The organism is Rhizobium albus (genome assembly GCA_030160035.1).
Classification (GTDB): Bacteria; Pseudomonadota; Alphaproteobacteria; order Rhizobiales; family Rhizobiaceae; genus Georhizobium; species Georhizobium albus.
Window position 1 is genome coordinate 468,516 of sequence record BSNO01000003.1, and the last position, 13,161, is coordinate 481,676.

General features: G+C 62.4%; 11 protein-coding genes. 9 read left to right on the forward strand and 2 right to left on the reverse strand.

Going from position 1 to position 13,161, the window contains the following annotated elements:
* Positions 1–5: 5 nt before the first annotated feature.
* Genes QQL76_RS10035 through larE form a run of 3 tightly spaced genes read left to right on the forward strand, consistent with a single transcriptional unit; the run spans position 6 to position 3,572 of the window.
* Complete coding sequence (locus QQL76_RS10035) at positions 6–1,502, forward strand: aldehyde dehydrogenase family protein (RefSeq protein ID WP_499207511.1); 1,497 nt, start codon at positions 6–8, stop codon at positions 1,500–1,502.
* Positions 1,503–1,522: 20 nt separating this feature from the next.
* The gene (gene larC, locus QQL76_RS10040) at positions 1,523–2,797 is read left to right on the forward strand and encodes a LarC family nickel insertion protein (protein ID WP_499207512.1); all 1,275 of its coding nucleotides are present in this window, start codon (positions 1,523–1,525) and stop codon (positions 2,795–2,797) included.
* Complete coding sequence (gene larE, locus QQL76_RS10045) at positions 2,787–3,572, forward strand: ATP-dependent sacrificial sulfur transferase LarE (protein ID WP_499207513.1); 786 nt, start codon at positions 2,787–2,789, stop codon at positions 3,570–3,572. Before larC ends, larE begins: the two co-directional genes overlap by 11 nt.
* Positions 3,573–3,587: 15 nt before the next feature.
* Here the strand turns inward: larE and QQL76_RS10050 are convergent, their stop codons facing one another.
* Both QQL76_RS10050 and QQL76_RS10055 read right to left on the reverse strand, forming a co-directional pair.
* The gene (locus QQL76_RS10050; protein WP_499207514.1) at positions 3,588–4,382 is read right to left on the reverse strand and encodes an enoyl-CoA hydratase/isomerase family protein; all 795 of its coding nucleotides are present in this window, start codon (positions 4,380–4,382) and stop codon (positions 3,588–3,590) included.
* Positions 4,383–4,418: 36 nt separating this feature from the next.
* Positions 4,419–5,357, reverse strand: a complete 939-nt coding sequence (locus QQL76_RS10055; RefSeq protein WP_499207515.1) for a dihydrodipicolinate synthase family protein — start codon at positions 5,355–5,357, stop codon at positions 4,419–4,421.
* Between the two features lie 281 nt (positions 5,358–5,638).
* On the opposite strand from QQL76_RS10055, the gene QQL76_RS10060 reads away from it, so the two are divergent.
* The 6 genes from QQL76_RS10060 to QQL76_RS10085 are packed head-to-tail and all read left to right on the forward strand — an operon-like array spanning position 5,639 to position 13,119.
* Positions 5,639–7,192: a CoA-transferase gene (locus QQL76_RS10060; RefSeq protein ID WP_499208348.1), complete on the forward strand. Its 1,554-nt coding sequence runs from the start codon at positions 5,639–5,641 to the stop codon at positions 7,190–7,192.
* A gap of 47 nt (positions 7,193–7,239) precedes the next feature.
* A complete protein-coding gene (locus QQL76_RS10065; protein WP_499207516.1) occupies positions 7,240–8,928 on the forward strand; it encodes an ABC transporter permease in 1,689 nt (562 codons plus the stop codon).
* A gap of 34 nt (positions 8,929–8,962) precedes the next feature.
* Positions 8,963–9,970: an ABC transporter substrate-binding protein gene (locus QQL76_RS10070; RefSeq protein ID WP_499207517.1), complete on the forward strand. Its 1,008-nt coding sequence runs from the start codon at positions 8,963–8,965 to the stop codon at positions 9,968–9,970.
* A 3-nt stretch (positions 9,971–9,973) separates the two neighbouring features.
* Positions 9,974–11,125 (forward strand): ABC transporter ATP-binding protein, encoded by a 1,152-nt coding sequence (locus tag QQL76_RS10075; protein ID WP_499207518.1) that lies wholly within the window; start codon positions 9,974–9,976, stop codon positions 11,123–11,125.
* Complete coding sequence (locus QQL76_RS10080; RefSeq protein ID WP_499207519.1) at positions 11,122–12,198, forward strand: mandelate racemase/muconate lactonizing enzyme family protein; 1,077 nt, start codon at positions 11,122–11,124, stop codon at positions 12,196–12,198. The genes QQL76_RS10075 and QQL76_RS10080 overlap by 4 nt, the downstream gene beginning before the upstream one ends.
* Before the next feature lie 27 nt (positions 12,199–12,225).
* Positions 12,226–13,119: a dihydrodipicolinate synthase family protein gene (locus QQL76_RS10085; protein ID WP_499207520.1), complete on the forward strand. Its 894-nt coding sequence runs from the start codon at positions 12,226–12,228 to the stop codon at positions 13,117–13,119.
* The last annotated feature ends 42 nt before the right edge of the window (positions 13,120–13,161 follow it).

Genomic DNA, 13,161 nt, shown 5'->3' on the forward strand with positions numbered 1-13,161 from the left:
AACCATTGCAGCATTCCACCGGACCCGGCCCGCTGAAACTTCCCGAAAAGCCGCGCGACTATTCTGCCCTCATCGACGGGCGCTTCGTGAGGGCAGGTGAGCGCGACGTCATCGAACGGGAAAACCCAGCGCACGGAACGGTGGTCAGCCGCTATCCCAAGGCGACGGCCGAGGATCTGCGCGAAGCCCTAAAGGCCGCCCGGCGCAGTTTCGATAGTGCCGTCTGGTCCGGGCTGTCGGCCGCCGACCGCAGCCGGATCCTGCTCAAGGTCGCAGCATTGATCGATCAGCATCGCGTCGAACTCCGCGAGATCGAGTGTCTGGAAGTCGGCAAGCCGATCGGCTTGGTCGACCGGGAGATCGGCGGCACGATCGCCCATTGGGAGTACGCCGCAACGCTCGCGCGTCACAGCTATGGCGACACCTATGACACATTCGGAAACGGCGCACTCGGGCTGATCCTGCGCAATCCGGTCGGCGTGGTCAGCATGATCACGCCCTGGAACTATCCGCTGCTGATCAACAGCCAGAAACTTCCCTTCGCTCTCGCCGTTGGATGCTCCGCCGTGGTGAAACCGAGCGAGCTGACCTCAGGCTCGGCGCTCCGTCTCGGCGAGCTTCTGATGGAAGCCGGCATCCCGGCAGGCGTCGTCAACATCATCGCCGGCACGGGCCTCGATCTCGGTGAGGAGCTTTGCTGTGCCGAGGAGGTCGACATGATCTCGTTCACCGGTTCAACGGCTGTCGGTCGCAAGATCGGTGCGCTTGCCGGAGAGCGGCTGAAGCGCGTGTCGCTCGAACTGGGCGGAAAAAGCGCACATATCGTGTGTGCGGACGCCGATCTCGATCTGGCTGCCGAGAAAGTGGCGCTGGGCGCAACGCGCAATGCCGGCCAGGCATGTGTTGGTGGAACGCGGCTCGTCGTTGAACGATCGATCGCCGAGAAGTTCTGCGAGGCCGTCCAGGCCGAAATCTCCAAGTTGAAGGTCGGCGATCCGCTGGATCCGGAGACGACGCTCGGACCTCTCGTGAGCGGCCTTCAGAAGCAGCGTGTCGAGGGCTACATCGCTGATGGTGAGCGAGCGGGTGCGCAGCGCTGGTCGCTCGAAGCCGATCGTGCGGTCAGCGCGCTGCCGGGCCATTTCGTCCAGCCGACGGTCTTCACGGGCGTCGAGCCTGCCATGAAGATCGCGCAGGAAGAAATCTTCGGCCCGGTGCTCTCCGTTCTGACGTTCGACGATTTCGGCGAGGCTGTTTCCATTGCCAACAGCACGTCGTATGGACTGGCAGCGGGTGTCTGGACCAATGATCTGAACACAGCGATCCAGTTTTCGCGCAAGCTCGTCGCAGGATCGATCGAGGTGAACACGTTCCTCGCCGGCGTTCCGGAACTCCCCATCGTCGGCCACCGCGACAGTGGCGTCGGACATGAGCGCGGCCGCTTTGCCATCGACGAATTCACGGAGCTGAAGACTGTCCAGCTGCAAACGCGGCCCATCTGACGCATCGACGAAAGAGTGCTATGGCGCAGAACGCAGCAACGAAGACCAGGCTCAATCTGCATCTCGATGCGGTGGGCGGAATGGCGGGCGACATGTTCGTCGCTGCGGTGCTCGACGCGTTCCCTGACCTGCAACCAGCGATGCTTGCCGATGTCAGCGCGGTTCTTCCGGCGCACATCGGCGAGCCCGCCATCGAAGCTGGCCAATCATCCGGCCTTCGCGTACTGCGTTTTCGGCTCGCCTGGGCGGAGCGGGCGCCGGAGAGTCCCGCTCATCATGGGCATGGCCATGATCATCATTCACATGGTCACCATAGCGGGTCGCAGGGAAAGCGCGAAGCTGCCTCGGACTACCGCTCGCTTCGCGCGCGGATCGAGACGGCAGCGCTGTCCGAAGGAACGGCGGCTCATGCCAGCGCCATCCTGCGCATTCTCGCCGAAGCCGAAGCCCACATTCACGGGACGTTGTTGGATGATGTGCATTTCCATGAAATCGGCGATTGGGATTCGCTGATGGACGTCGTGGCTGCCGGCAGCCTCATCGCAGCGTTGGAGCCGGCTGAGTGGAGCGTCTCGGACCTGCCGAGAGGCTCCGGGCTGGTCTCGACGCAACATGGGCTGTTGCCAGTGCCTGCGCCCGCCACCGCTGCCATCCTCGAAAGCTTTCGCTGGCGCGACGATGGTGTGGCCGGCGAGCGCGTGACGCCGACGGGTGCGGCGATCTTGAAGCATCTCTGCCCCCCCGATCCGCCGCGGCCAACAGCGCTTGGTCGACTGATCGCCACCGGAACAGGCGCAGGAACGCGCGATCTCAAGGCTCTTCCAAACATCGTCCGGCTCTCGGCGTTCGACGCGGGCGCATCATCCGCACAGGAAGAGATCGAGGTCATGTGCTTCGATGTCGACGACATGACAGGCGAGGAAATCGCGATCTCGGCCGATCGCCTGCGGGCCGCCGATGGTGTGATCGATCTGAGCCTGATGACTGTTCAGGGAAAGAAGGGGCGTCCCGCTACCCGGTTCCAGCTCCTCGTTCGCCCTGATGCTTCGAAGCAGGTGAGCGACCTCGTTTTCCTGGAAACCTCGACGCTCGGCGTGCGGATCAGTCTCCAGCAGCGCCGCGTATTGACGCGTGCGCATGCGCTGCGTGAGGGCCGTCGCGTCAAGACGGCTCAGCGTCCCGGTGGCGGCGCAAGCACCAAGATCGAATCGGACGAGCTGGCCGATATAGCGGGGCTCCAGGCACGTCGCGACCTGGCGCGGCGGATCGAGTGGGATGATGCCGATGACGATTGAGCGCCCGGTTGACCGGCTCAGGATTGTTCTTCGCCCGTACGACAGCCTCACAGTCGCCGTTTCCGGAGGTGTCGACAGCATGACGCTCGCGCATGTCGCGCATGGCATCACGCAATTGACTGTCTTCCACGCCGTCTCCCCGGCAGTCCCGATGGAAGCGACAGCAAGGGTGAAGCACCATGCGGCTGAGCAGGGCTGGCGGCTGACGGTGGCGGAAGCCGGCGAAATGTCGGATGCGCGCTATCTCACCAACCCGCAGAACCGTTGCTACTTCTGCAAGACGAACCTCTATGACCGCATCCGCGCGAATGTCGGCGACGCGATTGTCGCCTCCGGCGCCAATCTGGATGATCTCGGCGATTATCGTCCCGGCCTACTCGCCGCCAGGGAGCGCGACGTCGTCCATCCGCTGATCGAGGCGCAACTGACGAAGCGTGACGTGCGGGATGTCGCGGCGAAACTCGGCTTGACGGATCTCGCCGAGCTGCCGGCCCAACCCTGCCTGTCGAGCAGGATCGAGACGGGCATTTCGATCAATGCGGGTGATCTGGCGTTCGTCGAGCAGATGGAGATGCGTGCGCGCGCGCTGCTGCCGGATTTCCAGCACGTGCGGTGTCGCATCCGCTCGGTCGGTGTGGTGCTGGAAGTGGATGATCCGGAGGATCCGCGTGTCCTGGCACTGCGTGAGATGGCTGCAGCAGCTGCCCATGCGCACGGATCGCGGCTCGAAAGTATTCAACGGTATCGAATGGGCTCAGCATTTTTGAAACGCTGAGCCCGCTGCGATGTCTTAGCGGCCCTTGAAGACGGGCGGGCGTTTTTCGGTAAATGCCGTCATGCCTTCCTGCCGGTCTTCCGTCATGCTGTTGCGCCAGATCGCGTCGCGCTCGAACGCGATGCCGTTCTCGAGCGTTGCACCGACCGCCGTGCGCACGCAGGCCTTGGTGTTTCTGACTGCGACCGGCGCTCGTGAAGCGATGATGCTGCCGATTTCGATGGCGCGGTTGACGGTATCGGCAACGGGGCACACCTCGACCACGAAGCCAAGTTGGTAAGCGCGTTCGACTTGAAGCGGCTCACCACTGAACAGCATGTAGGATGCGACATTGGCACCAAGTTTGCGTGGAAGACGCTGCGTGCCGCCATCGCCGGCCATCCCGCCGATCTTCACTTCCGGCTGGCCAAACTGCGCATTCTCGCCGGCGATGATGAAATCGCAGACCATCGCCAGTTCGTTGCCCGCGCCGAAGCAGATGCCGTTGACGGCAGCGATGAGCGGCTTCGAGAAGGCTTCGATCGCGCGCCAGGCGGCGACGCGGCGCGGATTGTTCGATGTGGCCGGAGGCCCGAACGTCACCATTTCCTTGATGTCCGCACCGGCGGCAAACGTTGCCTCGGTGCCGGTCACGACGACGCAGCGAATGTCGTCATTCCGGTCGAGTTCGACCAGCAGGCGCCCGAGTTCGATCACCATCGAGCTATGCAGCGCATTCTTCTTTTCCGGTCGGTTGATGCGGATGAGCGCGATGTGGCTCGCCGGATGTTCGATGACGATCTTGTCGGAGTGGTTTTCTGTAGGGCTCATGATACTTCGTCGTTTGGGTTTTCGATAAGCGCGATATCAGCGCCCGAGCGGCAGATAGGCCGGCGCCCCAAGTCCATGCTTTTCGAACAGCATATCCGCCTTCTGTCGATCGGCAGCGGTAATGGTGGTTTGGGGAGCGCGCGTCTTGTCGGTCGGGATGACGCCCTGGCGCATAAGCAGATACTTCATGCGTGCCCGGTAATCGCGCAGCGGGTTCGACCAGCAAAGCCGCGCCATCGGGCCGATCTCGTTCCAGATCTGATAGGCTTCCGTTGCCTTGCCAGCAGCCGCCAGCTTCTGCATCTCGACGAGCTTGGCAGTGAACGCGCCGGCCAGGCCGATCAACGCGCCCTGGCAGCCCATCAGCATCGCCTCCAGCACGAACGTGTCATTGCCGGTCAAGACGGCGATGCGTCCGTTGGTCTCTTGCGCTTCTTCGACGATCTCCCAAGTGCGATCGATGTCGAAGGCCGCATCCTTGATTGCAACGACGTTCTTCAGTTCGGCAAGCTTGGCGATCGTTCCCACCGGATAGCCGGCATTGGCGGTCTGGAAGGCGATGAGGGGAACATCCACGGCTTCTTCGACGGCGGCATGATAGTCCACCACGATCGATGCGGGCAGGGGCTTCGAGAGAAACGTCGGCAGCGGCGGGAAGACGACGAGACTTTCGGCGCCCGCATCCACCAAGCGTTTTGCGTGGTCGACGGCACCCTGCGTGTAGGGTGCGATCAGCCCCGCCACGATCGGAACTTCGCCGGCTGAGATCTGCCGGCTGCGCTTGACGGCTTCGACCTGTTCGGAGTGCTCGAGAGCCGTTGCTTCCGCCGCAGCCATGTTCACGGCTAGTGCCGAAATGCCGGAGCCGATCAACTGGCCCATGTAGGAATCGAATGTTCTCCAGTCGACAGCCGCATTCTCGAGGAAAGGCATGATGGGCGCGGGGATGATGCCGCTTTGCAGTCGCTGACGCATGGAAACTCCGACGTTCGATGATCGATTGCCTCTGATCTGCCACACCGCATGAAGCGTGGAAAGAAAAAAATGTAAGCCTTTACATCATAAATATCACTGACGCCGTAATTGTATCAGGCGATGAAGCGATAACCTCTTGTGAGGATTGAGATATCGCCGAAACTTCAAGGCCCCGTCGCATCCTTTTGCGCTCTTGAATGAAACGGGACTGGGGCAATTGCCAATGATAGCGCTTTCAGATAGCCTCCCTTGGAACGTGTCGAGGGAGAAGAAACTTGCGTGTGATTTCGGGCGACCAGGCGGCAGAGCTAGTTCCCACTGGTGGGACATTGGCAATTTCAGGAGGCGGCTACCGCGTCGTTCCAGAAGCTTTGATTGCAGCCTTGGCTGATAGATTTTCGAAGGCGCAAGCGCCGGGCAACCTCACCGTTGTTGCCATCGCTATGGTGGAGCGGGCGCGCGGGGGGAAGGGCGGAGCCGACAGTGGCCTCAACCGCCTCGCGGTGCCAGGGCTGATGTCCAAAGTGATTACTTCGAGCTTCAGCCGTTCCTCCAGCAACGCTTTGAACGTCTTGATCGATAGCAATCAGACGGCCGCCTACAATCTTCCGATGGGCACACTGGTTCAGCTGCTCCGTGCGACAGCGGCTGGACGCTCGGGCTTCGCCACACCGGTGGGCATCGGCACGTTCGTCGATCCGGAGCTTGGTGGCGGCAAGGTCAACGCAGCTGCGCAGGCGGATTTCTGCCGGCGGACGACGCTCGAAGGCGAGGACCTCATCTACTATCCGCGCCTGCCGATCGATGTCGCCTTCATTAAGGCAAGCGCTGCCGACATGCGCGGCAATCTCTTCTTCGATCAGGAAGCCTTCGATCATGGAACGATCGAACTCGCCATGGCTGCGCACCAGTCTGGTGGCAAGGTGATCGCCGAAGTGAACCGCATCGTTGAGGTGGGCGAGATCCACCCCCGCATGGGTCGCATTCCGGGCAGCATCGTCAGTGCCGTGGTGGTCCAGCCTGATGTCTGGGAGGACGAGCAGGCCCCGCATCTGACGGGGGCCGAGCGCATCGAACTGCCAGCGACAAGCCATCGCAATCTGCCCCGAGATTTCGTGGCGCGGCTCGCCGTCAGCAAATTGCCGCAAGGTGCCATGGTCAATCTCGGTGCCGGCGTTCCCATGTACGAAGTACCTGAAATGGCGCGTGCTGCCGGACGCGACGACCTCTATTTCACGGTCGAGCAGGGACCGATGGGCGGCTGGCCGCAGGTGGGCGGCGTCTCCCGCAATCCCGAGATCATTCTCGACCAGAACGAGGTGTTCCAGTTTTACGAGGGCGGTGGCCCCGACGTCTCGATCCTGTCCTTTGGCGAAGTAGACCGGCACGGCAACATCAATGTCAGCCGCTTCTCGGGCATGCTGCCTGGGTGCGGTGGCTTCGTGAACATCGTTCACGGCGTGCGCAATCTGATGTTCTGCGGAACGTTGACCACAGGCGGCCTCGACGAGACGCATGGCGAGAACGGGCTGACGATCGCAAAGGAAGGACGCATCCGTCGCTTCGTCGAAGCCGTCGAGCAGATCACGTTCAATGCGCGCCTTGGTCTCGAAAGCGGCAAGACCGCAACGATCATCACCGACCGCGGCGTCTTCTCCGTCACGCCTCAGGGCCTGGTCCTGACGGAAATCGTGCCAGGCATCGATCTGCAGAAAGACGTGCTCTCGCACATCCCGTTCGACGTCGCGGTTGCGCCGGACCTGAAGACCATCGATAGCCACCTGCTGGTGCCGGCCGGCACGGCAGTGCGCGAGTTGGAAACGGCCTCGCGATGATGTCCGCCGAGGCAGCCGCTACGGTCGATCGAGCATCGACAGGCAAAATGCAGCGATCCGGCTCAAGCGGCTGGTCGCTGACCGCGGCTGGCCTGTCGGTTGTATGCCTGGTCATCTTCATCGGCGCACCGGTTGCCGCGATCTTCCTGTCCAGCGTCTACCAGGATGGCTGGACACTTGAAGCCTACCGCGATTTCCTCTCCAGCCCACGGCTTCTCACGGCGACTTGGAACAGCCTTCTCGTCGCCATCGGCATCGCGGTTCTGAGTGTCGTCATCGGTGCGCCGCTCGCTTTCGGGGTCGCGCGGACCAACATGCAACTGAAGCGCATCGTGCGCGCCACGATGATCCTCGCCCTGATCAGCCCCGAGTTTCTGCTCGCCATGGGCTACATACTGATGGCCGGGCCGAACGCGGGGTATGCCAACGTGGCCTTGCGGGCCGTGTTCGGCATGCAGTCGACCGCCGGACCGATCGACATCTTCAGCCTCTGGGGCCTGGTGCTCACCGCGCTTCCGAACGGTGTTGCCTTCGTCTTCCTCGCGCTCACACCGGCGCTCGCCAACATGGATCCCGCGCTTGAAGAGGCGGCACGTCTGAAGGGCGCGTCAGCGCTCGAGGCCATTCGCGACGTGACCTTGCCGCTCATGCGTCCGGCCTTGCTCGCCGGCGCGCTTCTCGCCTTTGCGACATCGCTTGCCATGTACGGTCCGCCGGAAATGCTCGGCATCGACGTGTTGACGGTCTCGATCCGCAACGCGCTGCTTGGGCTCGATTTCGCCTCCGCGTCGGTCGCGGCGGTGGTGCTCGTGCTGCTGTCGGGCATTGCGCTTGGTGGTCAGCGCCTCATGCTGCGCAACGAGGATCGCTACCGCACGCTCGGCGGCAAAGCCTTCGCGCCAAGGCGCATCGATCTCGGTTGGGCAACGCCGCTCCTGACCGCGCTTGCAGTCTTCTATGTCCTGATCGCCTTCGTCCTCCCGTATGGAACGATGATCGCCGTCAGCCTGATGAAGAGCATCGGCAACGGCTTCAACATCGCCAATCTGACGCTCGACAATTATCGTGTCGTCCTGTCGGATGCATCCATCCGCAAGGCGGCGCTGCTCAGCGTATCGCTTGCTGCATCGGCAGCAACGATCGTCGTCGCCATCGGCGTCATCGTATCCTACGTCATCCTGCGGACCCGGTTTGCCGGTCGCAGTGCGCTCGATTATCTTTCCATTCTGCCGCTCGCCGTGCCCGGAACGGCCATCGCCTTCGCGCTGATCGTCATCTACCTGAACTGGCCCGGCAACCTGACCGGCATCTACGGCACGCCGACGATCCTGCTCGTCGCCTATCTTGCGCGCTTCATTCCCATCGGCGTGCGCAACGGGCAGACGGCACTGCTCCAGATTTCGCCGGAAATCGAGGAATCCTCCCGCGTCTTCGGCGCGACGGAGTTCCAGACGCTGATGCGCATCACGCTGCCGCTCATTATGCCGGTCGTCATCTACACCTGGCTGCTGGTGTTCATTCTCGCGATCCCGGAACTCAGCGCTTCCATCATTCTTCGCGGCTTCAGCACGCAGACGATCTCCACCTCGCTGCTCAGCGTCTGGAACGGCAATGGCGGTCTCGCCGTCGCCTGCGCCTACGGCGTCTGCATTTTCGTCAGCGTGTCGCTCTTGTTTCTCATCGCGGCCCTTGTCGGCCGCAGGTCCGCGCTCATGCGCGGTTTCACCATCGGCTAGGGAGGAGCCCATGCCGAAACCAGGGAGAGTATCCATGAAATTGACAAGGACAGTCACAGCGCTTGCCTGCATCTTCGCGGCAGCGCCCGCATTCGCGCAGGAAGGCCCGTTGCAGATCTATTCGGCCTATCCGGACGAGCACATGAAGGCGCTCGTCGACGGGTTCGCGGAGCAGTATCCGGACGTCGAAGTGCAGATTTCGGTCCAACCGGGTGAGCAGCTCATCTCCACGGTTGAACTCGAACTGCGCGCAGGCCGCCCGCAGGCTGATGTCATCGGACTGAACCAGGCCTCCATCGCTTCTCTCCAGGCCGCTCATTCGGCATTCGCCGCCTATAAGCCCGCAGGGCTGGAGGGTGTGCGCACCGAAGTGCTCGACGAGAGCGGTACGTCGGTTCCGGCCTGTGTCAATCTCTATCTCATCCAGTACAACACCAACGCCATTAGCGAAGCCGATGCGCCGACGGACTGGGCCGGGTTGCTCGATCCGCGCTGGAAGGACCAGCTTGCTCTCGCCGATCCGGCAAGCTCGCAGTCCGTTCATTCCTTCCTGTGGTTCATCACCGAGCATCTGGCCGACGAAGGCGACGACTATGGCTGGGGCTACTTCGAGCGCTTGGCCGAAAACGCACCGCGTCTGGAGCGCTCGCACGGCACGATCCGCGACATGACCGCGAGCGGCGAGCGCCCGATCGCCGTTCAACTTCTCGCCAATGGCCAGACGTCGGCCAATCGCGGCGACCCGACGAGCCTCGTTTGGCCGAGCGAAGGATCGCCGGGCGAAATCTCGTCCTTCGCCATGTTCGAGCAGTCTGACAACCAGGAAGCGGCTCAAGCCTGGCTCGACTATATCGTGTCGCCGGAAGCACAGGCAATCATGCCCGACGCGCTTGGCTGTGCACCGGTTCGCAACGATGTGGACTACACGTTCCCGGATGGGACGGCAGTGAGCGATGTCACGATCGTTCCGGTCGACGCCGATTTCATCGCCAATGAGCGCGAAGCGCAGGTCGAGGCGTTCGATCAGGCTTTCGGCCGCTGACCGATGGCCGCTGCAGCAGCACTCTCTGCCGCTGACACTGTTCAGGCGCAAGATCTGCGCCTGAACGATGTCTATAAATCCTATGGCAACTACGAAGCGGTCCGCGGCATTTCGATCGATGTTCCGAAGGGCTCCATGGTGTCCCTGATCGGGCCGAGCGGATGCGGCAAGACGACGACACTGCGCATGATTGCCGGTCTGGAGCCGCTGTCGAGCGGGTCGATTACTGTTGGATCGAAGCTCTTGTCCGACGCGACCGGCGCGGTTCCGCCGGAGCGGCGCGACATGGGCATGGTCTTCCAGAGCTACGCGCTCTGGCCGCACATGTCCGTTGCCGACAATGTCGGCTACGGGCTGAAGCGCAAGGGGCTAAACGCCACCGACATCGAACGCCGCGTCTCCGATGTGCTCGCCATGGTTGGAATGGTCGATCATGTGGGCCGTTACCCGAGCCAGCTGTCTGGTGGTCAACAGCAGCGCGTGGCATTGGCGCGTGCCGTCGCATCGCGGCCGCAGATTCTGCTCTTCGATGAGCCGCTCAGCAATCTCGATGCAGTGCTCAGGGAGCAGATGCGCTTCGAGATCCGAGACCTGCAGCAGAAGCTCGGCATCACCAGCGTTTATGTCACACACAGCCAGGAAGAGGCGCTGGCACTTTCCGACAAGATCGTCGTGATGAGCAAAGGGCTCGTCGTCCAGTCTGGCACGCCAGCGGAGATCTACGAGCGGCCGAAGACCGCGTTCGTGGCCGGCTTCATCGGCCTGACCAACACGCTGACGCTGAACCGACTCCTGAGTGACGACCAGATGGCGGTGGGTTCGTTCGGCGCGCATCGCGTCAAGGCAAGCGGTGCGGCGATGAACGGCGAAACGCAGCAGTTTCTCGTTTCGGTGCGTCCTTCGGAGATCACGCTAAGCGCCGCTTCCGCGTCGCCCACTGCCGGCATGAACCGGCTCGTGGGCACCATCCAAACCGTCGTCTTCACCGGCGGCATCGTCGATTATTTCATTGCCTGCGATGGACCCGGCCAGACGACGCTGCGCGTCCAGACCACACCGCCGGCGCGCTTCGAGCCAGGCGCGCAGGTTGCCCTGGAATTCGATCCGGCACGGACCGTCGTCCTCGAAGATCAAGTGAATGGAAAGTCCCAATGACGATCAAATCCGCGCGCAGCTGGATGCTGCGCTTCCCCTCCAACCGTCTCGCGGCGGAGCGGAGCGACGAGTATTTCGAACTGATCGGCGTCACGGTTGTGGACAGTTCGGGCGAGGAAGGAACCGGCTGGACTTTCACCTCCGACTATGGTGGCGGCGAAGCCGTACGCGCGCTTCTCGATGTGGTGCTCCTGCCGCAACTGCAAGGCCGGGAAGCTGCCGAAGTCGAAGTCATCAACGACGAGCTTTTCCATCGCACGCATCGTCTCGGCCACGGCATTGCCAGCATGGCGATTGCCGCAATCGACGTCGCCCTATGGGATCTGGTTGCGCGCATGCGCGGCGTGTCGCTGTCGAAGGCCCTCGGCCAAAGACGCGATCGCATCCCGAGCTACGGCAGCGGGAAGGCAAGCCCGTCGCTGCCGCTGGAAGACCTCGTGTCGAGCTCGGTCGAATATATCGAGGAAGGCTTCGATGCGGTGAAGATCCGTGTCGGTCGCCAGCCCGACAAGGATATCGAGCGTGTCCGTGCGGTCCGCGAAGCGATCGGTCCGGAGCCCCGTATTCTCTGCGATGCCAATGAACGTCTGAGCCTGCCCGCTGCCCTCTGGCTCGGCAAGCAGCTGGGCGATCTGGACATCTATTGGTTCGAGGAGCCTATCCTGTCGCAGGACATCGAAGGCTACAAGCGGCTGAGGTCGCAATTGCCGATGGCGATCGCGTCGGGCGAGCACTTCCATTCGCGCCGCGATTTCGCGCCCTTCGTCTCTGCAGGCGCACTCGATGTGCTGCAACCGGACCTCTGCTTCGTCGGTGGCTTTACCGAGGCGCTGAAGATCGGGGAGATGGCCGACACGTTCGGTCTGGCGGTCGCGCCGCATTTCATGACCGTGCTGCACGTCCATCTGGCTGCTGCTTTGCCGAGGGCGACCTATGTCGAGTTCTATCCCTTCATGGATGATCTCCTAGAGCATGGTCTCGAGGTCGCGGATGGCCATGTCATTGTGCCCGACCGACCGGGCCACGGTGTGACCTTCACCAATGCCGCGCGCGACAAATATCTCGTGCGCTGAAGCCTTCTCCAGATCGAGTTCAATCCGATGGCAAATCGCAATCCGGTACTTCTGGTACCGCTCATTACCCCGCTGCTCGACGATGGATCCATCGACGGCACGCAGCTTTCCGCAATCGCCCGCGATGTGATGGAGCAAGGCGCAGCCGGCGTCGTCCTGTTTGGCACGCTGGGCGAGGCCCAGTCTTTCTCCGTGACTGAACGGAAGGCAGCGCTTGAAGCGCTCGTTGCCTCAGGCTGCTCACCCGACGTGATCATGGTCGGCATCGGCGCTGCTGCCCTGACCGATGTCGTGGAGCTTGCAAGGCACGCGATCGGGCAGGGATGTTTCCGGCAGCTGCTGCTACCCCCGTTCTTCTTCAAGGGCATTTCGAATGAGGGCCTGGAAGATTTCATCACTCAGGCCATCGACAGGATCGATGACGATCGGCTTCGCCTTACGCTCTACGATATCCCGAGCGTCGTTTCCGTCTCGATCGAACGGCGCGTCATCCGCTCGCTGATCGATCGCTACGGTCCGATCATCGCGGGCATCAAGGACAGTGTTCCCGACGCCGCGCATGTGCGCGACAGCGTGACGGATTTTCCGGAACTGGAAGTCTTCGTCGGCAACGAGATCTTTCTGCCTGAGGCGATCGCGCTCGGCGCTGCCGGTGCGATCTCGGGTCTTGGCAACATCGCGCCCGCACAGATGGCACGCATCGCGAGCAGCGAAACGAAGGCGGACGATCCGGTCTTCCAGCAGATGTGCACGCTCTACGCCGCGATCGCTCGCCATCCCGTTGTCCCCGCCGTCAAGGCACTGGCTGGCTGGCGTTTCGATCTGGAGGAGCTCGCCACCGTGCGGCCTCCACTCAAGACATTCGATCTCAAGGCCGCGCCGGATCTGATCGAGATCCTGCAAGAGCTTCATCGCCGATAGAACGCATCCGCTTCGAGCTCTGGAGGCTTGCAGCGGTGGCAG

Excerpts from the sequence above, each read along its gene's own strand:
- QQL76_RS10075 (WP_499207518.1), top strand. The coding sequence starts at position 9,974 with ATGGCCGCTGCAGCAGCACTCTCTGCCGCTGACACTGTTCAGGCGCAA.
- larE (WP_499207513.1), top strand. The coding sequence starts at position 2,787 with ATGACGATTGAGCGCCCGGTTGACCGGCTCAGGATTGTTCTTCGCCCG.
- QQL76_RS10080 (WP_499207519.1), top strand. The coding sequence starts at position 11,122 with ATGACGATCAAATCCGCGCGCAGCTGGATGCTGCGCTTCCCCTCCAAC.
- QQL76_RS10070 (WP_499207517.1), top strand. The coding sequence starts at position 8,963 with ATGAAATTGACAAGGACAGTCACAGCGCTTGCCTGCATCTTCGCGGCA.
- QQL76_RS10085 (WP_499207520.1), top strand. The coding sequence starts at position 12,226 with ATGGCAAATCGCAATCCGGTACTTCTGGTACCGCTCATTACCCCGCTG.
- QQL76_RS10055 (WP_499207515.1), bottom strand. The coding sequence starts at position 5,357 with ATGCGTCAGCGACTGCAAAGCGGCATCATCCCCGCGCCCATCATGCCT.
- larC (WP_499207512.1), top strand. The coding sequence starts at position 1,523 with ATGGCGCAGAACGCAGCAACGAAGACCAGGCTCAATCTGCATCTCGAT.
- QQL76_RS10050 (WP_499207514.1), bottom strand. The coding sequence starts at position 4,382 with ATGAGCCCTACAGAAAACCACTCCGACAAGATCGTCATCGAACATCCG.
- QQL76_RS10065 (WP_499207516.1), top strand. The coding sequence starts at position 7,240 with ATGCAGCGATCCGGCTCAAGCGGCTGGTCGCTGACCGCGGCTGGCCTG.